We start from the raw sequence: 25,735 nt of genomic DNA on the forward strand, positions 1-25,735 counted from the left end.
GCGCCCGTAGCTCAGCTGGATAGAGTACCTGACTACGAATCAGGTGGTCGGAGGTTCGAATCCTCCCGGGCGCGCCAGATTCCAAAGCCTCGTCCGAAAGGACGGGGCTTTCTGCTTTCTGCTTTCTGCCCTGTGGCGCCGTTTTTCTGCGCGCTGTCGTGACAGGCGCGCCTTGAAGCGTACTCCCTTGTGGTTCAGCTCGTCAGGGCGATATGGGCGTCACGGTTTCCGAGGGCGGCGTTTCTTCCTGCAGGGCCTTCATGAACTCTTCCAGCGCGGTAATCCGACGAAGCCTTTGAAAGTGCACGCCTGCCTCCGGGTCGTGCTGGCGCATGATGTTGAGCCACTGCTTCAAAAGCGATACCACGACCCTTGAGGGCAGGGTAGGATCAATGCGCTGCACATAGGCGGCCAGCAGGGCACTGCGGTCCTGCCAGCGCGTGGCCGGTAGACGCTCGCCGGTGAGCTGCCAGTGACGGATGCGTTTTGCCAGCCACGGGTCAGCCAGCGCAGCGCGCCCCAGCATGACGTCCTGACAGCCGCTCACCTTTCGGGCTTGCCAGTACGCCTCCAGCGTCCAGATATCCCCATTGACCACGACCGGCACGCCCGCCTGCTCGCGAATGCGGCCCACCCACTCCCAGTGCGCAGGGGGGCGGTAGCCTTCGCGTCGGGTACGGGCATGCACCACCAGGCGCTGTGCGCCGCCGTCTTCGGCCGCGCGCGCGCACTCCAGTGCCAGTGTCTTGTCTTCGAACCCCAAGCGCAGTTTGGCCGTCACCGGTACGTTGGTTCCTTCAAGAGCACGATGGACGCCTTGTACGGCTCGATAAACGCGCTCGGGCGTGCGCAACAGCGCCGCCCCCCCGTCATGACGATTGACCGTTTTTGCCGGGCAGCCAAAGTTCATGTCGATGACCGGTGCTCCCAGCGCTGCCGCCACCCGTGCATTCTCGCCAAGCTTGTCGGGCTGAGCACCCAGCAGCTGAAGATAGACCGGCGTGCCGCTGGGGGTGCGGCTGTCACCGTCAAGTTCCGGACAGATGCGTTGAAAGACTCGTGGTGGCAGGCGAGCGTCCGTCACTCTCACGAACTCGGTTACGCTCCAGTCGAAGCCGCCCAGCTCGGTCAACAGCTCACGGGTCAGGGCGTCAATCACCCCTTCCATGGGTGCAAGGCCGATCAGGCCTGCCCGGAGTGAGGTGTCGGCCGTGGAGATGGAAAGGGGCGTGGCTGGCATGGCAGAAGGTCCGCGATAGTCGTGACTGGCGCCGCCATCATAGGCATGTTGGTCACGATGACAAGCGGCATGCACATTTTAATAGGCGGTGTCTTACGCCGGTTATTGCAAGAGAGCCGTGAATGGTTGCTCACCACATGCTCAGGGCACGGCTATGGCCGGGTCGGTACGCGGCCCGGTACCGCCTGCGGATTAAGGCCGAAATCGAGCAGGTTCATGACTACCGGCATATGGCCCTGAGGCTTCACGATCCTGAAGAGCGCTCAGGACGATGCCTCCAGCGGTTCATCGTGGCAGATCAGTCGCCCCTTGAGGCGCGAATTGAGCCCCTCGAGATCGGGTGTCTGATCCATTGGCCAGGCCATGGCGAGCGTTACGCCATCGGCGTCGTGCAGTGCCTGATCGACAGGGGCATCATTGAGCTCGGCCCAGCGGCGCAGCTCGTGTTCCAGCGCAAAATCCGTGGTCAGCCATAGCACGCGGCGTGTGACATATTCCCGGGTGGGAAGGCTTTCCAGTGCCTGAAGCAGTGTTTTCGAGTAGGCGCGTACCAGCCCGCCGGTGCCCAGTTTGGTGCCGCCAAAATAGCGGATGATGACGCTGGCCGTCTGTCCCAGGCCGCTGCCTTCCAGCGCCTGATACATGGGACGCCCGGCCGTGCCGCCGGGCTCGCCATCATCGGAAAAGCCGATGGCATTTTGCTCCCCCGGAGGGCCGGCGATAAAGGCCGAACAGTGATGTGAGGCGTCCGGGTGGTCAAGACGTGCCTGATCGATCAACTGCTGGGCCTGTTCAGGCGTGGTCACATGAGCAACGCGTGCGATGAAGCGGCTTTTTTGAACCTCGAGGCTTTTTTCAAACCAGGGCGCGTCGTCGAGACAGGGAATGCGGTAGCGCATGTCAGGCGGCATTGATGGGCGTGTTGGCCGGGCGGCGTGCCACGCCCATCACCAGCCCCAGCACCTGAATATCGTCGTTTTTCAGATAGATCGGCGGCATGGTGGTGTTGGCCGGCTGCAGGCGTACGCCCGACTTGTCGATGTAGACCTTTTTAAGGGTGACTTCCTGGTTGTTGATCAGCACCACGGCCGTCTCACCATTTTCGGCGGATTCGAGCTTTTCGATAATGATGATGTCGCCATCATGGATGTTGCAGTCGATCATCGAATCACCGCGTACCCGCAGGGCATAGGTGTTGCGCCGCACCATGCGCGAAGGTATGCGGACCGTTTCATTGTCGGCACAGACTTCCATGGGCAGACCGGCCGACACCGTACCCAGCAGGGGGACATCCACCAGCTCGCTGGCGTCGATCTCCTCCCAGGCGTCCTCGACCAGCGGAATGTTGGGCATGCGGTGCAAAAAGCGTGGCTCGGTATGGGCTGACATAAGGCAACTCCCTGAAGGGGCATCCGATGGGCTGACACATGACCGGCGACACATGATGCGTCGTCGCAAGGGGCGCGTGACACGACCATCACCCTTGCGGGTGCATGTGCAAACAGTGTCACGGGCACCCTTTCAAAGGTAACCGAAACCATACGGTGGCGGTAGTCATTGACATGGAGAAAGCCTGTCAATCGTAGTAAAGTGGCGCGCTTTGCCGCGGCGCTGTCCGGTACCTGCCACGCCTGCGTGTCGCCGCCTGGCCCCGCTGATTGACCTGTTCCCGGAGCTGTCCACTGGAATGCGCCTGACATCGATCAAACTGGTCGGCTTCAAATCCTTTGTCGACCCGGTGACAGTCCCCTTTGATACCGACATGACGGCCATTGTCGGGCCCAACGGCTGTGGCAAGTCCAATGTCATCGATGCCGTGCGCTGGGTGATGGGCGAATCCTCGGCCAAGTACCTGCGCGGCGAATCGATGGCAGATGTCATTTTCAACGGCTCGACCGGGCGCAAGCCGGTCGGCCAGGCCTCGATCGAGCTGACCTTTGACAATCGTGAGGGCAAGCTGGGCGGGGCCTGGGCGCAATACGCCGAGATTGCCGTACGCCGGCTGGTCACTCGCGACGGGCAGTCCCAGTATTTCTTCAACGGCCAGAAGTGTCGCCGTCGCGATATCGCCGATCTCTTTCTGGGCACGGGCCTTGGGCCGCGCTCCTACGCCATCATCGGCCAGGGCATGATCTCCCGGCTGGTCGAGGCGCGCCCTGAGGAGCTGCGCGCCACGCTGGAAGAGGCCGCCGGCATTTCCCGCTACAAGGAGCGTCGCCGCGAAACCGAAAATCGCATGCGCCGCACCACCGAAAACCTCGAGCGCCTTGATGACCTTCGCGAAGAACTCGACAAGCAGCTCGAGCGTCTCAAGCGTCAGGCCGAGGCCGCCAGACGCTACCGTGAGCTGAAAGGGCGCGAGCATCGACTCAAGGGCGAGCTGGCCCTCATTCGCGCCCGAGCCCTTCGTGAGCAGCAGCAAACGCGTGATACCCGGGTTCGCGAGCTGGAAAACAGCGTCGAGCGCAACGTGCTCGGCATGCGCGAAAGCGAAAATCGTCTCGAGCAGTCCCGCAGTCAGCACGATGATCTGGCCCAGACGCTGGATGCGCGCCAGCGCGCCTTCTATGACACCGGCGCCGCCATCGCTCGAATGGAGCAACAGCTTGAAAGTGCCCGGGCGCGCGAGCAGCAAAGCGAGGCCGACATTGCCGCCATCGATCGGGATCTGACCGATCTTGCCCGTCTGGCCGGTGAAGATGACGTGCGCTATCAGGAGATCACCGCACGCCTGGAGGCACTGACGCCTGAACTTGACGCTGCGCGCGAGGCGTTCGAGATGGTCGAGGCCGGGCTTGAAGAGGCCGACGAGCGCGAGCAGGCCGCGCTCGAGGCCTGGGAAGCCTTCAGTGAACAGCACCAGCAGGCCACACGTAGCGCCGAGCGTGCCCAGAGCGAGGTGCAGCGTCTTGAGGGCGTCATCAATGATCTCAACACACGTATCGCCCAGCGCCAGAAGCAGCGTGACGAACTGCCCGAACAGAATGCGCTGGTAGAAGAGCGCGAGATGGCCGCTGAACGGCTGGCCGAGCTTGATCTCGAGATCGACAGTGATGAGTCGCGAAGGCTTGAACTGAAGCAGGCGCTCGAGAATATCGAGGCCCGGCTTCAAACGCTGGCCACCGAGCGGGATGACCACCAGAGCCGGCGCAGTGCGCTGCAGGGCGAGCGCGCGTCGCTTGAAGCCCTGATTCGGGCCGCACTGGACAGCGGCGATGAGGCCCTTGATGCCCACCTGGACGCCCACGATCTGGCCGATGCGCCTCAGCTTGCCGAACGCCTTGACGTCGAGGCCGGCTGGGAGGCCGCCGTCGATGTGGTGCTTGGCCCTTGGCTGGCAGCGCGAGTGGTCGATGGTGAGCACGCTCAGGCAGTTTTGCAGGCGTTGCCGGGCGGGGCGCTGACCTTGCTTGATGAGGGGGCGCCGGCATCAGCGGCACCTGAAGGCTCGCTGGCCGCCAGGGTGGCCGGGGCCGAGGCACTGAGTGCGCTGCTGGCGCGAGTGACAACGGTCGAGGATGATGCCAGTGCCTGGCGTGCACGTGAACATCTGGCCGCCGGCGAGAGCGTAATTGCGCCGTCCGGGCTCTGGCTGGGCCGTCACTGGGCGCATCTCCAGAGCGGCGATGAGCAGACCGGCAGTGTCGTGGCCAACCGTCAGCGCCGTGATCGCATTGATCTGGCGCTTGCCGAGTTGGAGGAGACGATGGCTGAAAGCGAGGCGCAGATCGAACAGCTTCGCAGCCAGCGCACCCGAGACGGTGAGGCGCTGGAAACCCTCTACGCGCATCAGCGTCAGCAACAGCAGGGGCGTCAGACGCTGGCGCTGGAAGCTTCGAAACTGGGGACCCGGCTTGAGCACCTGCGAAGCCGTGACAGCGAGCTGGAGGAAGAACTTGCGCTCATGCGCGAACAGCTCGAGGAGCACCGGTTGAACCTCGAGCAGGCGCGCGAGCAGTGGGATCAGGCGCTTGCGACCGTCGAAGACAACGATGCCCAGCGTCAACAGCTCGAGCGGCAGCGGCGTGAAACCCGCGAGGCGCGCGAAGCCGTCAATGCCCGTCTGGCGCCGGCACGAGAGGCCATCAACACGCTGGAGCTTGAACGTCAGCGCCTGAGTACGGAGCTTCAGGGCATCGAGGGTCAGCGTGCGCGTGCCGGTGATCAGCGCGCGCGTCTTGAAGAGAAGCGCGAGATGTTGCGTCAGCAGCGTGAAGAAGCGTTTGAGCCGCTTGAAATGCTGCGCGAATCCCTTGATGAGGCGTTGCATCAACGCACACGCGAGGAGCAGCTGCTCAACGAATGTCGCGACGAGGCCAGTGCCATTGGTAACACCATGCGAGAGCTGGAACAAAAGCGTCAGGGGCATGAGCGCGAGCTGGAAACCCTGCGTGAGCAGCTTGAAGCCGAGCGCATGGATGTCCAGGCCCTGCGGCTCAAGGCCGAAGCCCAGGAGCAGCAGATTGTCGAGCTGGGACATGACAGCGCCACTCTGGAAGAAGGGCTGGCCGCCGGGGCCTCCGAGCAGGTCTGGCAGGGAGAGCTGGAATCGGTCAGCGACAGGATTCGTCGGCTGGGGGCCATCAACTTGGCCGCCATTGAAGAGTATGAGCAGCAGCTTGAGCGTCGCGACTATCTTCAGGGGCAGCATGCCGAACTGACCGAGGCGCTGGATACCCTGAGTCAGGCGATCAAAAAGATTGATCAGGAAACACGGACGCGCTTTAAAAAGGTCTTTGAAGAGGTCAATGAGCGTCTGGGCGAGCTGTTCCCGCGCGTGTTTGGCGGCGGCGCAGCCTGGCTGACGCTGACCGGTGATGATCTGCTTGAAACCGGGGTAGCCATCATGGCAACGCCGCCGGGGAAGAAAAACAGCACCATTCATCTGCTCTCCGGGGGAGAAAAGACGCTCACGGCGCTGTCTCTGGTATTTGCGATCTTCCAGCTCAATCCGGCACCCTTTTGCATGCTCGATGAGGTGGATGCGCCGCTGGATGACGCCAACGTGGGGCGTTACGCGAAACTGGTTCGAGAGATGTCGCAAAACGTGCAGTTTATCTACATTACACACAACAAGATTGCCATGGAGGCAGCAGACCGCCTGATGGGTGTCACCATGCAGGAGCCGGGCGTCTCCCGCCTGGTGTCGGTGGGCGTGGAGGAAGCTGCCGAGCTTGTAGAGGCATGACACCATGGCGCAATGCTGGCGGGATCCTGAATGCCGGGTCCTGGCAGCGGGAAGTCTCGCAGGGATATAATCGAAGGGCGATTGCGCAATATGGGTTATTGACGTCATATTGCTGTCATCGGACGACAGCTTTCACGCCGGCAAGGGTAGGTTCAGGGTCGTGAAAGACATTCGTCCATTTATTCGAAAGGCGATCGCGCCATGTCCGGGTTTGGCATGGTGCCAACAACAGGCATGATTACATGGAATTGAGAGAGTGGCTCATTATCCTGGGGCTGGTTCTCGTCGCCATTATTCTGGTTGACGGTGTACGGCGCCTGCAGCGGCAACGACGTGGCCTGCGCATGGACCTTTCACGAGATATCGACACCAGTACACCGGCACGCGATCAGGAAGATGTCGAGCGTGAGGAGCGAATGAACTGGGAGCTGCCCAACGGTGGCGCCCGCGTGATCTCCCCGGGAGAGCACGAGCGCGATGATCGTTTCGATGACCCGGACCCTGAGGCGCGGAATCAGGAGATCGAGCGCGACTGGGATCGCGACCCTGATCGTGCCCGTCATGAGGACATCGATGATGATATCGATGACGAGCGCGATATGCCGGCCTATCGCACGCGTGAGCGTCATGGTCCGCGTGAGGTCGATGATCGGCCGGATTATGACGATGATGTGATGGATGACCTGCCGCCGCGTCGCCGTGATGAGTTTGCCCGTCGCCTGAAATCGGTCTTTGCGTTTGGTGAGGACAAGCGCCAGCGCGCACGTGTGGCAGAGCCGTCGCGTGAGAAAGCGTCTTCGATGCCTGAGCGGCCTGCCGCTCGTGATGAGGAGTTCGAGGACGAAGACCCGCTTTTTACCCGCCACGAGCGTCGCGATCCGCTGCGGGATGATGTCGACCTCGATGAAGCGGATCTGGCGCCCGCTTATGAGGAGCCGGCGCCTGAAGAGATGCCTGCATCGCGTTCGCAGTTCGACAGCGCACGCTGGGCATCACGCCATCCGGTACTGGAGCGTGCCGCGCGCAGCATGATCGAGGGCGAGTCGGCGCGTACGGCACTGGCAGACGCCGAAGAGGTCGTCGTCATCAGCGTCATGTCCCGCGATGAGGACGGTTTCCATGGTCCTGATCTGCTTCAGCTGGTGCTGGCCTGTGGTCTGAGACTCGATGATCGCGGTGTTTTCCATCGCTTTGAGACCGAGTCCAGTCAGAGCCCGCTACAGTTTTCGATGGTCAACGTCGTCAAGCCCGGCACCTTCGATCTGGAGGTCATGGAAGAGGACGCCACGCCCGGGGTGACCTTCCTGATGCCGATGCCCAGTGCTAAATCCTCGCGCGATGCATTTGAAGCCATGTTTGAAACGGCCATGGTACTGGTGCGCAATCTGGGCGGCGAGCTCAAGGATGAAAATCACAGCGTCATGACCGGGCAGACCGTCGAGTTTGCCCGTCAACGTGTGCACGAGTTCGAGCGTCGCTGGCGGCTGCACCATCAGGCGCATTAGGGCGGCGGGCAACACCGTACGTGTCAAGGGGGCCTTCGGGCCCCCTGATCATTTCAGGACCGTCTATCATGGTCCTGTCGCTGCAGGCTGACCCATGTTGCGGCCACCGGTCACCGGTGGTCATGTCGAACGGAACAAATCACCGCCATGTGTGCAAAAAAAAGCGCTGACCCGATTATTGATGAGATCAGGACACTTCGCGCGCAGCTCGAGCAGGCCAACTACCGCTATTATGTCGAGGATGCGCCGAGCATCCCCGATGTCGAGTATGATCGCCTGCTGCGACGGCTTCAGGAGCTCGAAGCCGAGCATCCGGAGCAGGTGACGCCGGATTCGCCGACCCAGCGCGTGGGGGCGCCGCCGGCCGAGGGCTTTCCCGAGGTGCAACACGCCGTAGCCATGCTGTCACTGGACAACGCCTTTGACGAGCAGGAGGTGCGTGCCTTTGCCCGCCGGGTGGCCGAGCGGCTTGAAACCGACGAGCAAGGGATTCGTTTTTGCTGCGAGCCCAAGCTGGACGGACTTGCGGTGTCGCTGGTCTATGAGAATGGTCTGCTGGTCCAGGGCGCGACCCGCGGCGACGGGCGTACCGGCGAGGGCATTACGGCCAACCTGCGCACCCTGAAATCCATACCGCTCAAACTGCGGGGAGATCACCTGCCAGCGCTGCTGGAGGTGCGCGGCGAGGTGTACATGAGCCATTCCGGCTTTGAAAAGCTCAACGACGAGGCCAGAGCAAGGGGCAGCAAGGTATTCGCCAACCCACGTAATGCGGCCGCCGGCAGCCTGCGTCAGCTCGACCCCGGTATTGCCGCGGCCCGGCCGCTGGAGTTCTGCGCCTATCAGGTGGCCCGTATTGATGAGGCGTGGCTCAGGCCCAGTCACTCGGCCCTGATGCAACAGCTTCGCGAGTTCGGTTTTCGCGCCAGTCCCGAGATCGATGTGGTCACGGGCGCCGATGGACTGGTCGATTTCTGTGAAAGCATGGGCAAGCGCCGTGAGCAGCTGGATTACGATATCGACGGTGCCGTACTCAAGGTCGATGATCTGCGTGCCCAGCGCGAACTTGGCTTTGTGTCGCGCGCGCCTCGCTGGGCGATGGCGTTCAAGTTCCCCGCCCAGGAGCAGACCACGGTCATTCGTGATGTCACCTTCCAGGTCGGGCGCACCGGACGGCTGACACCGGTGGCCCGGCTTGAGCCCGTGCAGGTGGCCGGCGTCACGGTCTCCAACGCCACGCTGCACAACATGGATGAAATCAAACGCCTTGATGCTCGCATCAATGACACCGTGATCATCCGCCGGGCCGGTGACGTCATTCCGCAGATTGTCAGTGTGGTCCTCGATGCCCGCCCGGAGGATACGCGCGCCATCGAGATGCCCGAGCAGTGCCCGGTCTGCGACTCTCGCGTGGAACGCCTTGGTGACGAGGTGGATGCCCGCTGCTCGGGCGGGCTTTTCTGCCCGGCCCAGCGCAAGGAGGCGCTCAAGCACTTTGCCAGCCGCCGAGCGCTGGATATCGATGGGCTGGGCACCAAACTGATCGATGCGCTGGTCGAGCGCGAATGGGTAAAAACCCCGGCGGATCTGTTTCGTCTCGAGGCGGTAAAGCTTGCCGAACTGCCGCGCATGGCGCAGAAGTCGGCCGATAATCTGGTGGCCTCGCTTGAGCGCTCAAGACATACCACGCTGGCGCGCTTTATCTACGCGCTGGGCATCACGGAAGTCGGTGAGGCGACCGCCAATGCGCTGGTACTGCACTTTGGCGAGCTGCAGCGGATCATGGACGCCTCACGGGCGTCTCTGGAGGCCGTCGCCGATATTGGGCCGATCGTGGCCGGCCATATCCACAACTTTTTTGCCGAGGCGCACAACCGTGAAACGATCGAGGATCTGATCCGGGTCGGCGTCGACTGGGAGGAGGTCGAGGTCGGCGAGCGTGAACAGCCTTTGACCGGCCAGACCTGGGTGCTGACCGGGACGCTCGAGACGCTGACGCGTGATGAGGCGAAAGCGCGGCTGGTAGCGCTGGGTGCGAAGGTCAGCGGCAGCGTCTCGAAGAAGACGCACGCCGTGGTTGCCGGTGAGGCGGCCGGCAGCAAGCTTGAAAAGGCCCGTCAGCTGGGGGTCGAGGTCATGGACGAGCAGGCCCTGCTGGCCCTGTTGAACCAGCATGAAAGTGCCCCGTCATCGGAGAACGCGTCATGAGCAGTGGAAGATTTGTGGAAGTCCCTTCACGCATGCTGCCGGCAGACACGCTGAACCGGCTGCTGGCCGAATTCGTCACCCGCCAGGGCTACGACACCACCGACACCGGCGAGGGCGAACGCGGCTGGATTGGCGAGGTCAGTGCTCAGCTCGAGCGCGGTGAGCTCTTGATCGTGCACGATCTGCAAACCGAGCTGACCGAGGTCATGACGCTGGAGCAGTGGCGCGCCTTTGGCCGTCAGGTCGCCGATGATGAAGAGGAAGGCGACTGGTAGCCGACCGGTGATACCCCCACTGACCACCATGGACATAAAAAAACGCCGCTCCCGAGGGAGCGGCGTTTTGTCTTCCGGCTGGCCCCGCCAGGGGCGCCATCGCCGATCAGGCGAACAGCAGGGGCACCAGCAGGCTTGAAAGCAGCAGGATCAGGGCGCCGCCAAGCCGCGAGGATATCTGGGCAAAGGGCATCAGCTGCATGCGGTTGGCCGCCGACAGCACTGCCACGTCGCCGGTGCCGCCCATATTGGCCATGCAAAGTCCGGCCGTGATGGCGGATTCGATCGGATAAAAGCCCACCAGACGCCCGACCAGCCCCGCACCGAAGGCTGCCCCGGCGACTACGGCGAGAACAATCAGGACGTAGGTGATGGAGATGGCATCAATGACCTGTCCCAGATCGGTATAGGCAATACCGATACCGAACAGCAGTGCGAAGGTCCAGGTTTTGGCCACGAAGCGGAACCACTGCGCTGCGGCATCGGTCACGTTTTCCGGCAGCAGGCCGCTGATCTTGACCAGCGCGACCAGAATGATCATCAGCGCGTAGGGGTGCAGCGGAATGATGGTGCCAAGAATCTCGCCGGAGACATAAAAGCTCAGCGCGATCACGATTCCGATGCCCAGCTTGCTCAGATCGGGAGTGGTTTCACTTTCATTGATTTCAACGCCCGGCATCATCTGGCCGTTACCGGTCAGTGACGGGACGCGTTTGCCCAGCCCGTTGAGCAGCCCGGCAATGATGATGGCAAAGACGTTGCCCAGCGCCAGCGCCGGCACCAGAATCGAGATGTAGTAGCTGGCCGGCTGGCCCAGCAGTTGCTCATAGATCTGGCTCAGCGGTACGGCGCCTGCGCCCATGCCGCCGCCCATGATGGGCAGGGTAATCACGACCACGGCATCCTGAGGAGAAAAGCCCAGCAACAAGCCGACGCCCATGGCAAAAAGCGCCGCAAAGAGTACCGAGCACAACAGTGGCAGGGCAAAACGGGTGCCGACCTTGACCAGCACCCTCGAGTCCATGCCCAGAATGCTGCCGGTAATCAGCGCGGCGATGTAGAAATTGAGAAAGCCGCCGCCCTTCATGAAGTCAGTGACATTGTCGCTGACGCTTTCGGGCAGCCACTGCAGATAGACCAGTGCGGCGGCGCCGAAAATGGCCAGAATGGCGCCCCCGCCCAGGTAGCTTTTAACGATGGGCAGGCGGTCGCCAACAAATCCCAGCAGCTCTCCCAGGATCATCATCGCCGCGAGAGCACCAATCATGCCGGTCGGAAGGGCGTCCAGCATCATGGCAGCGATCAGCACGGCCAGAACGATGGCGAAAAGGGGCAGGGATAGCCCGAAAATACGCCAGGAGGTAAAGGACGTTGTGGCGGGGCTGTTGGCTGCCCTGGCAGTGTCGGACTGTGACATGGCAATGACCTGTTGTGTGTCAATCAAAAAACGGATGGGAGAACGGGTATGCGGTGTCAGGGCAGCATCGCGATGAACTATATGGACCCCTGACAGGCTGACGCGAGGATTACGGACGCGCCGCCCGTGACCAAGTTTTATGAATTAAAAAAATACTTTTGAAACTAATGAAAACACTTTGCTGTACTCGTTCACAGGTCGATACCTTATGAAATAACACCAAGGTTTATTCATCTTTGGTGGTAGCTGGTAGTGGCCGTTAAACCACGAGATCTGATCAGGTTCTGGCACAATAGGGCAGACGTCATCCATTGGCCCATGCGGCGACCCATGACAGGACATATCCGCGAACGTGAATGATTACCCCTGGCCGCGTAAATCGCCGGTTCGTTTAAATACCCTGGCAGCGTTGTTGGCCTTTATCACCATCATGGCGTCATTGGCCGTGGCCTATGGGGTGTTCAGCGATCAGCTCTGGCGCGGCATCACCCGTGTTCAGCAGGATCGTGTGGTCAATGTGGCCACCACCCTGGCCCGCAGTCGCGAAGTGATCGAGGCGTTGAACCGTGACGCGCCCCCCTCACCGGACTCCGACATCGAACGGCGCATGGAAGCGCTGCGCGAGCTGCTCAATGTCAACTTCATTGTCCTCGTGAATCCACAGAGCATTCGACTGACCCACCCCAATCAAAAATGGATCGGCCATCGCTTTCGCGGCGGTGACGAAGGCCCGGCGCTGAGGGGCGAGCGTTATGCCTCGCTGGCGATCGGCACGCTGGGCACCAGCATTCGCGGTTTTGCGCCCGTGCACGACGATAGCGGCGACATTATCGGCGCTGTCTCCGTGGGTGTGACACTCTCACATCTGGCGCCGCTGCGGGCGGCCTCCCACCAGCGGCTGCTGTTTCTCTTTCTGGCCATTCTCGTCATCGGCGGTCTGGGCTCGGCGTGGCTGGCGCGTACCATCCGTCGGCGTTTGATGGGCATGGAGCCTGATGATATTGCGCGCCTGGTGGCCGAGCGACGCGTCACGCTGGATGCCATCCATGAAGGCGTCATTGCCGTGGATGCCGAAGCCCGGGTGACCCTGATCAACCCGGCGGCGCGTTTGCTGCTGGGGGATATCAACGCGCACAACATCAGGCTGGGCGAGAAGCTCGAGGTGCTGCTGCCCGCCAGTTACCAGGAGCATCAGGTGCTCAGTGACCGGCCCATGATCAATCGCCGCATGCTGCTGGGAGGGCAGTCCTTTCTGGGCAACTACCAGCCGATGCAGGCTGACGGGCGTCTGGTCGGGGCGGTCATGACCTTTCGTGACAGCCACGAGATGCAGGCGCTGGCCGAGGAGCTCACCGGCGTGAGGCGCTATGCCGAAGCCCTGCGGGCCACCACGCACGAGTTCAAGAACAAGCTGCATGTCATTCTGGGGCTGGCCCAGCTGGAAGACCTGCCGGCGCTGAGGCAATATCTGCAGGAACTGGTCGACTACCGTCATGCCGTCTCGGAATCCATCGTCGAGCGCGTGCGTGAACCGGTGCTGGCGGGCTTTCTGATCGGCAAGCAGAGCGAGGCCCGGGAGAAGGGCATCACGCTGAGCGTCGAGGCCGAAACACCCATTCCCCAGGCCAGTGACGGCGCCACGGTACATGCGCTGGTCAGTATCATCGGCAATCTTCTCGAGAATGCATTTGAGGCGCTCGACACAAGTGATGACCCTCGGGTCGCCATTCACATGGCGCTGGAGTCACGTACGCTGTCGCTGCAGATTCAGGACAACGGGGCCGGCATTGCGCTTGAACGCCAGGCTCAAATATTTGAGCACGGCGTTTCCAGCAAGGGAGAGCGCCGCGGCCTGGGGCTTTTTCTGGTTCGCGAGCAGGTCGATGCCGTTGAAGGCAGTCTGTCGCTTTATTCATCGCCCGGGCAGGGCACGCTGATCGAAGTCAGCTACCCCTATCATCCTGCCAACGGTGCCTCACACGCTGACGCGGCGAGCGGGCGAACACGTCAATGACCAGGCGCCGGCAGGGCCGGCGTGTTCATCAGGTGCAAGAGCAGCCACACATGAGAGTACTGATCGTAGAAGATGACCCGATGGTCATGAAGCTCAATGTCGACTACCTCACCAGGGTCGGCGACATGGCGCTGGTAGGACGCTGCAGCGACGTCACCACCGCGCTGGTGGTGCTGGAGCGCGAGACCGTCGACGTGGTGCTGCTGGATGTCTATCTGGGCAAGCGCAGCGGCCTTGAAGTGGCCGGCTGGCTGCGCGAGCGTGATATCGACACCGACATCATCCTGATTACGGCCGCCTCGGAAACCGAGACCGTGCGCGAGGCACGGCGGCTGGGCATTAACGACTTTCTGGTCAAGCCCTTCGAGTTCAAGCGCTTTCGCGAGGCACTCGAGACCTGCCGGCAGCGACGTGATGCCCTTGATGTCCTCAGTGATCAGGTGGACCAGCAGACGCTGGATACCCTGTTTCGGGCCGACAGTCATGCCCCCCGGCGTCTGAACGGCCTGCCCAAGGGGTTGACCGCCCATAGTCTGGCCCAGGTCTGTGAGGCCATTCTGGCGCTGCTGCAGGACGAGTTTTCCACCGAAGGGCTGGCCGAAGTGGCCGGCATGTCCCGGGTGTCGATACGCAAGTATCTCAAGTATCTGGCCAATCTGGGTCTGCTCACCGAGTCCTTCGCCTATGGCCAGGTGGGCCGACCCTCGTTTTCCTACCGCTGTCTGGATCGCGAGGCGCTCGAGCGCATCGTTAACAGCTAGAAGGCGCCTGCGCTTCACGGCGGATGATGGCGCGAATCAGACGCCGTCCCGGGTTGAGGTGGTCCACCAGCGACTCGGGCAGAGGCAGCGGCTCGTCACAGATGCGCGAAGTCAGCAGCTCGGCAATCAGCGGGGCACTGACCAGCCCGCGTGAACCGTGGGCCAGCGTCACCCACAGGCCCGACTGATAGCGCCCGAGCGTGTCCGGTACGCGCGTGGCGTCAAACCCCAGGCTCGCGTAGGCCTTCCGCCAGACCTCGACCTGCGGCAGACCGCCGGCGTAGGGCGACTTGTCGGGACTGGCGCAGCGAAGTCCGCTGCGCGAGGGCAGCGCCGGGGTCTCCTTCAACACCCGGGCAAGCTCGGGCAGGGTGTGACTCAGCTCTGTCAGGTTAAAGGCATCGTCTTCATCGCGCAGCGACAGGTCCCGGTCGTTGGGCGAGAAGGAGGCCCCCAGACTCTGCACCCCTTCCCGGGCCGGCGGGGCATAGCCGCCGGCGCAGACCACGCAGTGCGGCGACAGGGCATGGCCCCGTTCATCGAGTTGATAATGACTGACCTGACCGCGGACGGCCTGCAGCGGCAGAAAGGCAGCGGCCGGCAGCGTCGTGGCACCGTCGGCACAGGCCAGCACCACGTGATCGGCACTCAGGTGCGTCCCATCGCTGAGCGTCAGGTCATGGCCCGTGTCCGTTGAAGCCAGCCCCTCAAGTGCTGCCTGGTGCCGGGTGATCCCCGCTGTCGCGGCCAGGCGCTCACAGAGGCGGTCCGGTCGCACCCAGCCGGCGCCGGCGTAATACAGGCCGTGACGCACGCCATCGGCCAGCGTTTGTCCGGCAAGCCTTGCTGCCTCTTCACGGGTGACACCGCGCACCACACTCTCGGGCAACTGCCAGTGATCAAGACAGCGCCGCTGGCGCTCGGCCTCGCGCTCGCTGGTGGCCAGCTGCAGCACGCCGGTCGGGTGCCAAAGGTGATGCCCGGGGTCGATCCGGTCCAGAAAGCGCTGCGTATATTGAAGCGCCGCCAGGTAGAACCGGCTCTGGTCGTTGACCTCGACCGCCGGGCGAATATAGAGCGCGCCCTGACGATTGCCCGAAGCGCCGCTGCCGGGTGGGGTCGGGTCGATCAGGGTCACGCGTCGCCCGCGTCTTGCCAGCGCGTGGGCCGTGCTGGTGCCGGCAATGCCGGCGCCGATCACGGCGATGTGGTCATTTTTTCTGGCCGGGCGCGGCGCGGCATCGATCACCCAGGGGGTCAGGCGACGTCGCGCCTGCTGGCGGGCATGCAGGGGCGGCGAGGTCGGCATGTGGCCGCTGAGCATCTCGCGCTTGCGGCCAAAGCCCGGCACCTTCCGGATCTCGAAACCGGCCTGCCGCAGCCCCCGCTTGACCACGCCGGCGCAGGTGAAGGTCGCAAACGTCGTCCCTTCACGGCTGGCACCGGCCAGGGCTGCAAAAAGGGTCTCTGACCACATGGCCGGGTTTTTGGACGGGGCGAAGCCGTCCAGAAACCAGGCGTCCACCCGGCCTTCCAGCTGCTCGAGGCTTTCGGCCGCATCCCCGAAGTGAAGATCCAGCGTGACGCGCTCGTGCAGTGTGAGGCGATGAATGCCGCGCAGGGTCGGCGGCCACTGTTCGATCAGGGCGCTGACCAGCTCGGCGAAGTCCTCATGATGGCCCAGCGCGCGGGCCAGGTCCTCGCGGGTGAACGGATGCTGCTCGGTGGAGATCACATGCAGGCGGGCACTGTCCGGCGCCTTCGCCAGAAAGGCGTGGGCGGCGCACAGGACGTTGAGACCGCTGCCAAAGCCGGTCTCGCCGATGACAAAGGGGCGGGCATGAGGCCAGTCCTGCCAGCGCACGGTCAGATGGTTGCCGTTCAAAAAGACATGCTCGGTTTCGCGTCGGCCGTCTTCACGCGAGAAGTAGACATCGCCGTAGTCAACGGCTTCAGGTGCGTTGTCGTCGCGCCAGTGAAGCTGTGCCGGCTGAAGGGCGAAAGGCGCCGGGAAATGATTAGAAGACAAGGGACAATACCGGGGAAAGTTCAGGAGTGATCAAAATTTGAACAATTTCTGGGAGGCCTGTCATTATCACGCTTTGCGCAATGTGTTCGCGGGGATCGCACAATGTTGTCACAGGCTTATCCACGCAGAGTGTGCATAACGACAATCCTGTGGATAAGCATGCGCGAGCCCCGCGAATATGGACTCTTTAAAGATCAGGGCAGCACTTTTTTGAACGGACGGACGCTGACCTGTGCATAAACACCGGCGCCGACGTAGGGATCGTCATTGGCCCAGGCACGTGCCTGCTCGAGAGAGTCGAACTCGGCCACGATCAGGCTGCCGCTGAAGCCGGCTTCTCCAGGATCGGTGCCGTCCACTGCGGGAAACGGTCCGGCCAGAACCAGACGACCCTCGTCGCGCAGGGCCTCCAGACGGGCCAGATGCTCGGGGCGCACGCTCTGTCGTGCCGCAAGGCTTTCATCCACATCTTCTCCGATGATGGTGTAAAGCATGTTTACTTCTCCCTGGTGTCGGTGCCCTTGATCGCCTCATCTTCGCGGGGCAGGTGGCGGGCCAGATAAACGCCCTGAATGAGGATGAACAAAATCGTCAGGCCCATCATGCCAAAGAGCTTGAAGTTGACCCAGACTTCCTCGCTGAAATGGGTGAACACCGCGATGTTGATCGCGCCCATGGCCAGAAAGAAGACCACCCAGGCCAGATTCAGGCGCATCCAGACCGGGGCCGGCAGGGTCAGGTTCTTTTCCATCATTCGCTGGATCAGCGATTTGCCGCCGAACAGCGGCGAGAGCAGAAAGGCCACGGCAAAGAGCCAGTTGACCACGGTCGGCTTCCACTTGATGAAGTCGCCATCCCCCAGAATGACGGTGGCACCGCCCAGCAGTACGACCAGCGCCAGGGTGACCAGGTGCATCTTTTCAACCTTGCGCCAGCGCCACCAGGTGAAGAGCACCTGCACAATGGTGGCCGGAATCAGCACGGCGGTGGCCAGCACGATATCCTTGGTCATCTGATAGACCAGAACGAAGATGGCGATCGGCAGAAAGTCGATCAGCATTTTCATACACAACACTCCTGAAAAAAGACCAGCGGGCAGGGCGTGGCGCATCACCATGGGCTTTCATTGATTCTTTGGGACACCCGGCGCAACATGCCCGCACTTACCGTCGTCACGTTTTGAGTGACGGCCACGCTGTTATACCACGCAGACTTCGCTGCCACTGATTTTGCTGCTACCGGGAGGCCAATGAACCCGCAGGATACTATCTCGTCATTCCCTGACACCGGATCGTCATCCTTTGATCCCGGTATGACGCTCGAGCAGGCCGGCCATATCGACCTTCATATGCACTCCACGGCCTCTGACGGCAGGCTTTCGCCGCAGGCGCTGATGACACTGTGTCATCAGCGTGGTCTGTCGTGCGCGGCACTGACCGATCACGATACCATCGATGGCGTCGAGGCGGCAGCACGCGAGGCTCGGGCGCTGGGCATGACGCTGGTGCCCGGGGTCGAGCTGTCCACCCGCTGGCAGGGGGTGGGCATTCACGTGGTCGCGCTGTGGCATGGCCCGGCTCAGGCACCCATGATGGCGCTGCTCGAACGTCTGGCGCAGGCTCGGCATGATCGGGCGCTGGAGATCGCCAGACGGCTGGAAAAGGTCGGTCTTGACAATGCCCTGGCGCGCGCGCGCGAACAGAGCGCAGGCGCCCGGCTGCTGGGGCGCCCCGACTTTGCCCGGGCGCTGGTCGCGGCAGGGCTCGTGCCGGACATGACACGTGCCTTCAAGCGTTATCTGGGGGCGGGAAAGACTGGCGATGTGAAGGTCCACTGGCCCACACTGGAAGAAACGCTTGAGAGCATTCGCCAGGCTGGCGGTGTGGCGGTGGTGGCGCATCCGCTGCGCTACGGGTTGACCCGGCGTCGGCTGGGGCTTTTGCTGGATGAGTTCACCGAACTCGGCGGCGAGGGCGCCGAGCTGATCAGCGGCTACCAGAATGATGACCGCAGCCGCGATCTGGCCTCGCTTCTGGCCAGGCGAGGGCTTTATGCCTCGCTGGGCAGTGACTTTCACTATCAGGGCGGTGCACTTGCTCCGGGCACCCTGAGTGCCGTGCCTCGCAGTCAGCTGATGCCCATCTGGCAGCATCCGCGGCTGATACCCGCCTTTAAAAGGCCTTAAGCGCCATTTTTGCCAGACCCAGGAGAGATATCCATGAGCCAGTTCTTTTCCCTGCATCCGGAAACCCCGCAAAAGCGCCTTTTAACCCAAACGCGCGAGATTCTTGAAAAAGGGGGGGTCATTGCCTATCCGACCGATTCGGGCTACGCGCTGGGCTGTTTGCCGGGCAATAAAAAGGGCGTGGAGCGGATCAAGCGGCTGCGTGGCCTTGATGACAAGCACAATTTCACCCTGATGTTTCCCGATCTCAACGAGATCGGTACCTATGCCCGCATGGACAGTCCGGTTTTTCGGGTGCTCAAGGCCCATACGCCGGGCGCCTACACCTTCATCCTTGATGCCACCAATGAGGTGCCGCGGCTGTTGCTGCACCCCAAGCGGCGTACCATCGGCATTCGGGTGCCTGATCATCGCATCACCCGGGATATCCTGGAGACCGCCGGCGCCCCGCTGATGAGCGTGACCTTCATTGCGCCGGACGAGACGCTGCCCATGACGGATGCCGAAGAAATTCGTGACCGCTTCGGTGCGCAGCTCGATGCCATCATCGATGGCGGCGCCTGCCCGATGGAACCCACCACGGTGCTGGACATGCGAATCCTGCCGCCCGAAGTCCTTCGACAGGGGCGAGGCGATACCAGCGCCTTTGGTTGATGAGTCATCCGGCGACCCGGTCGTTGCCCACAAAAAAACCTGCAGGGTCGTCTGCAGGTTTTTTTGGGTCATGACACTGCGTGGTGGCTATCGATGATTCGGTGGCTCATCGGGTTCATGCGGCTCATCCGGGTGGTCGCAGCCGTCGTGGGAGGGCGAGGTGCCGTCGCGCTCCTGCTTTAGCAGCTTCATTTCCTCGTTGATGGATTGGCGGTCCTGCTGCAGCTGTTCGATCTCTTCGTCGAGCTCCTTGCGCCTGGGATCTTCGGCCTCTTCATTGAGCCAGGTACCACAGCGACGACAGTATTTGGCATCGCGCTCGTGGCCTTCGTGACCGCAGCCCGGGCAGGCCTCATCGGAGTAGTGATCGCGGCGAATCGAGCGCATGACCTCGGCCGAGAACACGCCGGTGGGCACGGCCAGAATCGAATAACCCAGGATCATCATCATCGCCGAGATGAACTGCCCCAGGGGCGTAATGGGGGAAATATCGCCATAGCCCACCGTGGTCAGCGTCACTACCGCCCAGTAGATGGACTTGGGGATGCTGGTAAAGCCGGCCTCGACCGGCTCGATCAGATAGACCAGTGCCCCGAACACGATGACCAGCGACATGACGGTCATCAAGAACATCAAAATCTTCTGGCGGCTGCGCTCCAGCGCCTCGAGCAGCAAATGCCCTTCGCTGACAAAGCCCATCAGACGCAGTACCCGGAACAAACGCATGATACGCAGTACCCTGATGACCAGCAGGGCCTGAGCGCCGGGGAATATCAGACTTAGCCAGGAGGGCAGCAGGCTGAGCAGATCGATGAGGCCATAGGTGCTGCGGGCATAGCGCACCGGACGATCCAGGCAATAAAGGCGCAGTAGATACTCGACCGTAAAGATGACCGTAAAGACCCATTCGGCGATCATGAAGGCCTCGCCGTAGCGCGCCTGCAGGCTGGCGACGCTATCGAGCAGGATGATGGTAACGCTCAACACGATCATGATGATCAGAGCAATATCAAAGCCCTTGGCGGCCGGGGTATCCGATTCAAAAATGATCTGAAAGATACGGTCTCGAAGCGTCATTTGTTTTTCGTGGGGGTCGCTGCTCACCGGCGCTCCGAAATCCTTGGGGGAGTGTGTAGTCTCCGGGCTCATGGGAAACGATGGAAAATCATGCCATGACGCTTCAGCAAACGCAGCCCCCGCCGTTAAAGACAGCAATACGCTTGATGGCTAACGCATGCGTATTTTGGGTAATCCGTCGAAGGAGGGTGACGAGCAGTGCGCGATAAGGTCCGTCGCCGGTCAGCAACAACATTTACGGGGTGCGCCATGAGTCGTACGGTGCAGGCATTATGTCACGATATCCGCTATCTGGCCGATGAGCTCGCGACAGGATCGACGTCGCCCGACGAGAAAAGACTTGCCCACCTGTCGACCTGCTGCGACAACCTGCTTGAGCTGCTCGAGACTCCCTCGACGCCGGAGGCTGTTCGCCCGGCGCCGGACGGTATCCCGCTGTCTGAATATGAGCGCATGTTGTTGTGTGAGCACGACGTGATCTGGCACTGGCAGGCACAAGACGATGCCCTGACGCTGTCATCACGCTGGGAAATGCTGTATCACGACAACGTCAAACCCCTGTCACTGACCCAGTGGTGCCAGAAGCTGCACCCCGAGGACCGCGACCGGGTACAAATGCTATGTCATCAGGCGGCCGCTACCCGTGGGCTGTCGCGAATCGAATGCCGTCTTCTGGATGGCCGGGGGCAGTGGCGTTTCGTGCGCCTGCGCACGGTCAGCCATGATCAGGCAGGGGGGGCGGGTCTGACCGGGGTGCTCAGTGATATCACCGATGAGCGCTATCGTGATCCGGTCACCGGGCTTGGCAACTCCGATCTGCTCGACCAGCTTCTGGAAGATGCCCTGAAGGATACGTACAACGCGCGCCATGCGCTGATCCAGATCACCCTGGTCAATGCCACGCTGTTGAGCGAATCCGAGCATTTCAGCAATACCCGCGAACTGGAAACCCGCATCGCCGATCTGCTGGTCACGCTATTGCCTGCCGGCAGGCTGATTGCGCTGCCCGGTTTCAGCTATGCGCTGGTCGCCCCCTTTCATGATCAAAAGACCATGGCGCGCCTGGTCGAGCCGATTCAGCAGATGCTGGGCATGCCGCTGGAAACACCTACAGGGCGCGTATGGCTGTCGTATGTCGTGGGCGTGGTGCCCTTTGACGCCGGCAGCACTGTCAACGTGGAAACGCTGAGAAAGCAGGTGCGCCTGACCATTAGTAACGCCTCCGGCACGGGCGTGGGCGGTATCCACTACTACAGCGATGAGCTTCAGGAGCGCGCCCGGCAGGCCAGTCGTGGAGAGCAGCTGATCCGTGCGGCACTGGCCTGTGATGGCGTGCTCTGTTTTCTGCAGCCCATTGTCAGTGTCAGTGAGGGCGGGCGGGTAGTTGCCTTTGAAGCGCTGATGCGTCTGCGCGATGGCGAGGAGGGCATCGCCATGCCCGGCGCCTTTATCGAGGCGGCGGAATCCACTGGCCTGATTCATCAGCTCAGTCAGCAGCTGATCGACAAGGCGCTGCACATTCTGGTGGATCCGGCCTTTACTCACCGCTTTGGCCAGAATTTCGTGATCAATATCAATCTGTCCCGCCATCAGCTCAAGGACGCGATGCTGGTCGATGACATGATGCGGCTGATCAACAAGCATGGTGCTGACCCGCGGCGGGTCAATCTGGAAATCACCGAGTCGGCCGTGCTGGCCGAACCTGCCATTGCACTGCGCAATCTGAACCGGCTGCGCGAGCACGGCATCTCCATTGCCCTTGATGACTTCGGCAGCGGCTACTCTTCGCTGTCACAGCTGTGCGAGCTGCCGCTGGATTGCATCAAGATCGATCGCCGCTTTGTGATGGATCTGGAGCGTGAGCCGCGCAAGCGCCACGTGATGACGTCGGTCATCGATCTGTGCCGCCGCCTCGATTTTCGCGTGGTAATAGAAGGAGTCGAGGAGAGTGCGACGCTCAAAACGGTGTGCGACATGGGGGCCGAGCAGATCCAGGGCTTTATCTATGCCCGGCCCATGCCGTCCCAGGACGTGCTGGGACGGCTCAATGCCACGCTTTTGCCAGTAGCCCTGCAGCCGACGTCGTTTTAAGGCATCAGGTCGGCCCGTGATCAATGCTGCGGTTGTTTACTGACGATACAGATGCTGCATCAACAGCAGCCACTGCTGGCCGAAAGGACCATCAAGCCACTCGGGACGCGCCAGGGCGTCCGCCAGTCGGCCGGCCAGCATCGCCACGCCCGGTTCGTCATGACGCGTTAGATTAAGCAGCGCCTGGCGGGCGGCATACAGAAATTCCGGCTCTCGACTGTCCTGGAAGGCATCCAGCGCCAGAATCGCACGCTCCAGACACTGTTCCGGCATATCGAGCGCGCAGGGCGGCAGCGTCCACTGCTGCTCGCGCAGGGAGACGGCCCGCGCCGCCTTGCTGGCATTGGCCGGGCGTAGAGCGCATTGCCCGGCCAGCTGTTCGGCCAGCGACCAGAGCGCCGCTTCCCGGCCAGCCTTGAGCTCAAGTTCGATTTCATGGATGGCAACCCGACGCTCGCCGACGATGGCCTCGCCAATATCCAGCGCCAATTCGATATGGCTGCCCTCATGTTCGAGCAGCCACCGGGTGCGCTGAAAGTCCGTACGATAGACCGGTTGCAGCGTCTGCCGTACGGCGTCCTGCTCAAACGGAATCACCCCGAGTCCTGCCAGCCAGTCCGTGTCCAGACTTTCTTCGTCACGCTGGGTCTCCCACTCACCACGGGTATGCAGTCCGCCGTGGCCGCTGCCGGCGGTCTTGACCGTCTGAACAAAGCGCTGGCCGTCGCCGCGCAGGCGCAGGGCTACGCGATGCTGCTCAAGGGCACGGTCGGGCGTGTCGTAATAGACATTGGCCAGTCGATGCGTCTCGGAGGGCGTGCTCTGCAATAGCGGGTGGGCCTTCAGCGTCTCGGCGCTGCCCTGGCCCAGCGCCAGCTTGAGTTCCACCTCCTGCGGGGAATCAGGGGCATTTGTGACAGTGTCGTCGCTGTGCGTGCTCGGATTCATGTGTTGATTCGCTCTATCCGGGGGCCAAACGTTAAATTTTCATGACGCAGGGTGATCAGATAAATATACTGGTGACGCCATTTTTCATTGCAGTGAAATTACCATGGTGTCATCCAATCCCTTCTCAGCACTGTTCGGCCGGTCGCCGTTTCAGCCGCTGCTTGAACATATCGACAAGACCGTCGAGTGTGCCGACCTGCTGCCGATCTTTTTTCAGGCAACCCTTGAGCAGGACTGGACACGCGCTGGCGAGATTCGCAATAGCATCAGCGCCGGCGAGCATGAGGCCGACGAGCTGAAAACCCATATCCGCATGAATCTGCCCAACAGCCTTTTTCTGCCGGTCTCGCGTTCCGACCTGCTCGAGCTGATCAGTGTACAGGACAAGATAGCCAACAAGATCAAGGATATCGCCGGGATCATGCTGGGCCGTCGCATGCGTATTCCCGAGGCGATGGAAGACATCTTTCAGGAATACGTGCGTACGGCAGTCGCCACCGTGCATCAGGCGCGGCAGGCGCTGGCCGAGCTGGATGATCTGCTGGAATCGGGGTTTGGACGCAATGTTTCCGATCTTCTGAACGATCAGATTCGCAAGCTCCATGAGCTTGAACACCAGGCCGACGATCAGCAGGTCATGATCCGCCGCCGCCTTTTTGAGCTGGAAAAAGAACTGCCGCCAATCGATGTCATGTTCCTTTACCAGATCATTGACTGGATCGGTGAGGTTTCCGACCGCTCTGAACGCGTAGGCAGTCGCCTGCAAATCCTTTTGGCCCGATAGGTGCACGTCACCATCGGGTGCTGAAGTTCGGATAACGACATTTTCTATGAACATCATCGTACAGCATGGCGAGCTCTTTATTATTCTCGCCTGTGCCTTTGGCTTTTTCATGGCATGGGGTGTGGGCGCCAATGACGTCGCCAATGCCATGGGCACCTCGGTGGGCTCGAAGGCCATTACCATTCGTCAGGCGATCATTATCGCCATTATTTTTGAATTTCTTGGCGCCTGGCTTGCCGGCGGTGAAGTCACGGCCACCATTCGCAATGGCATCATTGATCCTTCACTGCTCAGTGAAACTCCGCAGTACCTTGTTTACGGCATGCTGTCGTCGCTACTGGCCGCTGCCATCTGGTTGATGGTGGCCTCGAAAAAGGGCTGGCCGGTATCGACCACGCATTCAATCGTGGGCGCTATCGCAGGCTTTGCCGTGGCAGGCCTGGGGCCACAATCAGTGCATTGGGACGTGCTGGGCAAGATCGTCTCGAGCTGGGTGGTATCACCCGTCATGGCGGGCCTGATCGCCTTTTTGCTGTTCCGCTCGATTCAGTCCCTGATCTTTGAAAACAAGGATCCGCTGGCAGCGGCGCGTCGCTATGTGCCGGGCTACATGTTTCTGGTCGGATTCATCGTGGCGATGGTGACGCTGCTCAAGGGTCTGAGCCATGTGGGGCTGAACCTCAGCTTTACTAATGCGCTGCTCTGGGCCATGGGCGTCGGCGCTATCATTACGCTGCTGGGTATCCTGCTTGAACGGCGTATCGGACACGAGCCACGCAAGGAGAATCGTTCCAGTTTTTCAGGCGTCGAGCGCATCTTCGGTGTTTTGATGATGTTTACGGCCTGTGCCATGGCATTTGCCCACGGCTCCAACGACGTGGCCAATGCCGTGGGGCCGCTGGCGGCAGTGGTCAGCGTCGTGGAAAATCAGGGCGAAATCGGGGGCAGCGCGGTGCTGCCCTGGTGGATCCTGATCCTCGGCGGAGGCGGTATCGTGGTCGGGCTTTTGACCTATGGCCACCGGGTGATTGCCACCGTCGGCACCGGCATTACCGAACTGACGCCCTCGCGTGGCTTTGCGGCAACGCTTGCTGCTGCCACGACCGTGGTGATCGCCTCCGGCACGGGCTTGCCGATTTCGACCACGCATACGCTGGTCGGCGCAGTACTCGGTGTGGGTCTGGCGCGCGGGATGCAGGCGCTGAACCTGCGGGTGCTGGGCACCATCGTGATTTCCTGGCTGGTGACGCTGCCGGCCGGTGCGGCGCTGTCGATCATCTTCTTTTTCATGCTCAAGGGCATGTTTGGCTAGGCTCTCGACAGAGCTTTGCCATGATTTGCCAGAAAAGGCCGCCGTGA

At 61.7% G+C, this 25,735-nt stretch carries 20 protein-coding genes and 1 tRNA gene; 12 read left to right on the forward strand and 9 right to left on the reverse strand.

What is annotated here, in order from left to right; genetic code table 11:
• Positions 1–77: transfer RNA gene (locus Q0931_RS14375), tRNA-Arg, on the forward strand.
• A gap of 125 nt (positions 78–202) precedes the next feature.
• Here the strand turns inward: Q0931_RS14375 and Q0931_RS14380 are convergent.
• The 3 genes from Q0931_RS14380 to Q0931_RS14390 all read right to left on the reverse strand — a co-directional run bounded on the left by Q0931_RS14380 (position 203) and on the right by Q0931_RS14390 (position 2,629).
• A complete protein-coding gene (locus Q0931_RS14380; protein ID WP_299261665.1) occupies positions 203–1,168 on the reverse strand; it encodes a tRNA-dihydrouridine synthase family protein in 966 nt (321 codons plus the stop codon).
• Between the two features lie 335 nt (positions 1,169–1,503).
• Positions 1,504–2,139: a YigZ family protein gene (locus Q0931_RS14385; RefSeq protein WP_299261465.1), complete on the reverse strand. Its 636-nt coding sequence runs from the start codon at positions 2,137–2,139 to the stop codon at positions 1,504–1,506.
• A gap of 1 nt (position 2,140) precedes the next feature.
• Positions 2,141–2,629 carry a S24 family peptidase gene (locus Q0931_RS14390; protein WP_299261467.1) on the reverse strand — a complete coding sequence of 163 codons (489 nt, stop codon included), beginning with the start codon at positions 2,627–2,629 and terminating at the stop codon, positions 2,141–2,143.
• Positions 2,630–2,927: 298 nt separating this feature from the next.
• Between Q0931_RS14390 and smc the strand changes: the two genes are divergently transcribed.
• The 4 genes from smc (at position 2,928) to Q0931_RS14410 (ending at position 10,416) form a co-directional block, all read left to right on the forward strand.
• A complete protein-coding gene (gene smc / locus Q0931_RS14395; RefSeq protein ID WP_299261469.1) occupies positions 2,928–6,428 on the forward strand; it encodes a chromosome segregation protein SMC in 3,501 nt (1,166 codons plus the stop codon).
• 242 nt (positions 6,429–6,670) lie between these two features.
• Positions 6,671–7,933 carry a cell division protein ZipA gene (zipA, locus tag Q0931_RS14400; RefSeq protein ID WP_299261471.1) on the forward strand — a complete coding sequence of 421 codons (1,263 nt, stop codon included), beginning with the start codon at positions 6,671–6,673 and terminating at the stop codon, positions 7,931–7,933.
• Positions 7,934–8,080: 147 nt separating this feature from the next.
• The gene (gene ligA, locus Q0931_RS14405; protein WP_299261473.1) at positions 8,081–10,141 is read left to right on the forward strand and encodes an NAD-dependent DNA ligase LigA; all 2,061 of its coding nucleotides are present in this window, start codon (positions 8,081–8,083) and stop codon (positions 10,139–10,141) included.
• Entirely contained in the window at positions 10,138–10,416 is a 279-nt protein-coding gene (locus Q0931_RS14410) for a YheU family protein (RefSeq protein ID WP_299261475.1), read from the forward strand. Before ligA ends, Q0931_RS14410 begins: the two co-directional genes overlap by 4 nt.
• 106 nt (positions 10,417–10,522) lie before the next feature.
• Here Q0931_RS14410 and Q0931_RS14415 read toward each other — a convergent pair whose 3' ends face one another.
• Entirely contained in the window at positions 10,523–11,833 is a 1,311-nt protein-coding gene (locus tag Q0931_RS14415) for a 2-hydroxycarboxylate transporter family protein (protein ID WP_299261477.1), read from the reverse strand.
• Positions 11,834–12,185: 352 nt separating this feature from the next.
• Here Q0931_RS14415 and Q0931_RS14420 point away from each other — a divergent pair, with 352 nt between their 5' ends.
• Positions 12,186–13,847 carry an ATP-binding protein gene (locus Q0931_RS14420; RefSeq protein WP_299261479.1) on the forward strand — a complete coding sequence of 554 codons (1,662 nt, stop codon included), beginning with the start codon at positions 12,186–12,188 and terminating at the stop codon, positions 13,845–13,847.
• 50 nt (positions 13,848–13,897) lie between these two features.
• Positions 13,898–14,608, forward strand: a complete 711-nt coding sequence (locus Q0931_RS14425) for a response regulator (RefSeq protein WP_299261481.1) — start codon at positions 13,898–13,900, stop codon at positions 14,606–14,608.
• Here Q0931_RS14425 and mnmC read toward each other — a convergent pair.
• From mnmC to Q0931_RS14440, 3 genes are all read right to left on the reverse strand, one after another.
• The gene (mnmC, locus tag Q0931_RS14430; RefSeq protein ID WP_299261483.1) at positions 14,598–16,637 is read right to left on the reverse strand and encodes a bifunctional tRNA (5-methylaminomethyl-2-thiouridine)(34)-methyltransferase MnmD/FAD-dependent 5-carboxymethylaminomethyl-2-thiouridine(34) oxidoreductase MnmC; all 2,040 of its coding nucleotides are present in this window, start codon (positions 16,635–16,637) and stop codon (positions 14,598–14,600) included. The genes Q0931_RS14425 and mnmC overlap by 11 nt on opposite strands.
• A 194-nt stretch (positions 16,638–16,831) precedes the next feature.
• The gene (locus Q0931_RS14435) at positions 16,832–17,131 is read right to left on the reverse strand and encodes a YciI family protein (RefSeq protein ID WP_299261485.1); all 300 of its coding nucleotides are present in this window, start codon (positions 17,129–17,131) and stop codon (positions 16,832–16,834) included.
• A gap of 2 nt (positions 17,132–17,133) precedes the next feature.
• Positions 17,134–17,703 (reverse strand): septation protein A, encoded by a 570-nt coding sequence (locus Q0931_RS14440; protein ID WP_299261487.1) that lies wholly within the window; start codon positions 17,701–17,703, stop codon positions 17,134–17,136.
• Positions 17,704–17,886: 183 nt separating this feature from the next.
• On the opposite strand from Q0931_RS14440, the gene Q0931_RS14445 reads away from it, so the two are divergent.
• The gene (locus Q0931_RS14445) at positions 17,887–18,822 is read left to right on the forward strand and encodes a PHP domain-containing protein (protein WP_366941623.1); all 936 of its coding nucleotides are present in this window, start codon (positions 17,887–17,889) and stop codon (positions 18,820–18,822) included.
• 33 nt (positions 18,823–18,855) lie between these two features.
• The gene (locus Q0931_RS14450; protein ID WP_299261489.1) at positions 18,856–19,476 is read left to right on the forward strand and encodes an L-threonylcarbamoyladenylate synthase; all 621 of its coding nucleotides are present in this window, start codon (positions 18,856–18,858) and stop codon (positions 19,474–19,476) included.
• An 87-nt stretch (positions 19,477–19,563) separates the two neighbouring features.
• Here Q0931_RS14450 and Q0931_RS14455 read toward each other — a convergent pair whose 3' ends face one another.
• Positions 19,564–20,553 carry an ion transporter gene (locus Q0931_RS14455; RefSeq protein ID WP_299261491.1) on the reverse strand — a complete coding sequence of 330 codons (990 nt, stop codon included), beginning with the start codon at positions 20,551–20,553 and terminating at the stop codon, positions 19,564–19,566.
• A gap of 249 nt (positions 20,554–20,802) precedes the next feature.
• On the opposite strand from Q0931_RS14455, the gene Q0931_RS14460 reads away from it, so the two are divergent.
• Entirely contained in the window at positions 20,803–22,644 is a 1,842-nt protein-coding gene (locus tag Q0931_RS14460; protein WP_299261493.1) for an EAL domain-containing protein, read from the forward strand.
• A gap of 36 nt (positions 22,645–22,680) precedes the next feature.
• Here Q0931_RS14460 and Q0931_RS14465 read toward each other — a convergent pair whose 3' ends face one another.
• Positions 22,681–23,592 (reverse strand): inorganic triphosphatase, encoded by a 912-nt coding sequence (locus tag Q0931_RS14465; protein ID WP_299261495.1) that lies wholly within the window; start codon positions 23,590–23,592, stop codon positions 22,681–22,683.
• A gap of 103 nt (positions 23,593–23,695) precedes the next feature.
• On the opposite strand from Q0931_RS14465, the gene Q0931_RS14470 reads away from it, so the two are divergent.
• Together Q0931_RS14470 and Q0931_RS14475 are read left to right on the forward strand one after the other, a co-directional pair.
• The gene (locus Q0931_RS14470; protein WP_299261497.1) at positions 23,696–24,376 is read left to right on the forward strand and encodes a TIGR00153 family protein; all 681 of its coding nucleotides are present in this window, start codon (positions 23,696–23,698) and stop codon (positions 24,374–24,376) included.
• A 46-nt stretch (positions 24,377–24,422) separates the two neighbouring features.
• Positions 24,423–25,688, forward strand: a complete 1,266-nt coding sequence (locus Q0931_RS14475) for an inorganic phosphate transporter (protein ID WP_299261499.1) — start codon at positions 24,423–24,425, stop codon at positions 25,686–25,688.
• Positions 25,689–25,735: the final 47 nt, after the last annotated feature.

Origin of the sequence: uncultured Kushneria sp. (assembly GCF_947497025.1) — a bacterium.
Lineage (GTDB): Bacteria > Pseudomonadota > Gammaproteobacteria > Pseudomonadales > Halomonadaceae > Kushneria.

Excerpts from the sequence above, each read along its gene's own strand:
- Q0931_RS14380 (WP_299261665.1), bottom strand. The coding sequence starts at position 1,168 with ATGGAAGGGGTGATTGACGCCCTGACCCGTGAGCTGTTGACCGAGCTG.
- Q0931_RS14385 (WP_299261465.1), bottom strand. The coding sequence starts at position 2,139 with ATGCGCTACCGCATTCCCTGTCTCGACGACGCGCCCTGGTTTGAAAAA.
- Q0931_RS14390 (WP_299261467.1), bottom strand. The coding sequence starts at position 2,629 with ATGTCAGCCCATACCGAGCCACGCTTTTTGCACCGCATGCCCAACATT.
- smc (WP_299261469.1), top strand. The coding sequence starts at position 2,928 with ATGCGCCTGACATCGATCAAACTGGTCGGCTTCAAATCCTTTGTCGAC.
- zipA (WP_299261471.1), top strand. The coding sequence starts at position 6,671 with ATGGAATTGAGAGAGTGGCTCATTATCCTGGGGCTGGTTCTCGTCGCC.
- ligA (WP_299261473.1), top strand. The coding sequence starts at position 8,081 with ATGTGTGCAAAAAAAAGCGCTGACCCGATTATTGATGAGATCAGGACA.
- Q0931_RS14410 (WP_299261475.1), top strand. The coding sequence starts at position 10,138 with ATGAGCAGTGGAAGATTTGTGGAAGTCCCTTCACGCATGCTGCCGGCA.
- Q0931_RS14415 (WP_299261477.1), bottom strand. The coding sequence starts at position 11,833 with ATGTCACAGTCCGACACTGCCAGGGCAGCCAACAGCCCCGCCACAACG.
- Q0931_RS14425 (WP_299261481.1), top strand. The coding sequence starts at position 13,898 with ATGAGAGTACTGATCGTAGAAGATGACCCGATGGTCATGAAGCTCAAT.
- Q0931_RS14435 (WP_299261485.1), bottom strand. The coding sequence starts at position 17,131 with ATGCTTTACACCATCATCGGAGAAGATGTGGATGAAAGCCTTGCGGCA.
- Q0931_RS14440 (WP_299261487.1), bottom strand. The coding sequence starts at position 17,703 with ATGAAAATGCTGATCGACTTTCTGCCGATCGCCATCTTCGTTCTGGTC.
- Q0931_RS14445 (WP_366941623.1), top strand. The coding sequence starts at position 17,887 with ATGAACCCGCAGGATACTATCTCGTCATTCCCTGACACCGGATCGTCA.
- Q0931_RS14450 (WP_299261489.1), top strand. The coding sequence starts at position 18,856 with ATGAGCCAGTTCTTTTCCCTGCATCCGGAAACCCCGCAAAAGCGCCTT.
- Q0931_RS14455 (WP_299261491.1), bottom strand. The coding sequence starts at position 20,553 with ATGACGCTTCGAGACCGTATCTTTCAGATCATTTTTGAATCGGATACC.
- Q0931_RS14460 (WP_299261493.1), top strand. The coding sequence starts at position 20,803 with ATGAGTCGTACGGTGCAGGCATTATGTCACGATATCCGCTATCTGGCC.
- Q0931_RS14465 (WP_299261495.1), bottom strand. The coding sequence starts at position 23,592 with ATGAATCCGAGCACGCACAGCGACGACACTGTCACAAATGCCCCTGAT.
- Q0931_RS14470 (WP_299261497.1), top strand. The coding sequence starts at position 23,696 with ATGGTGTCATCCAATCCCTTCTCAGCACTGTTCGGCCGGTCGCCGTTT.
- Q0931_RS14475 (WP_299261499.1), top strand. The coding sequence starts at position 24,423 with ATGAACATCATCGTACAGCATGGCGAGCTCTTTATTATTCTCGCCTGT.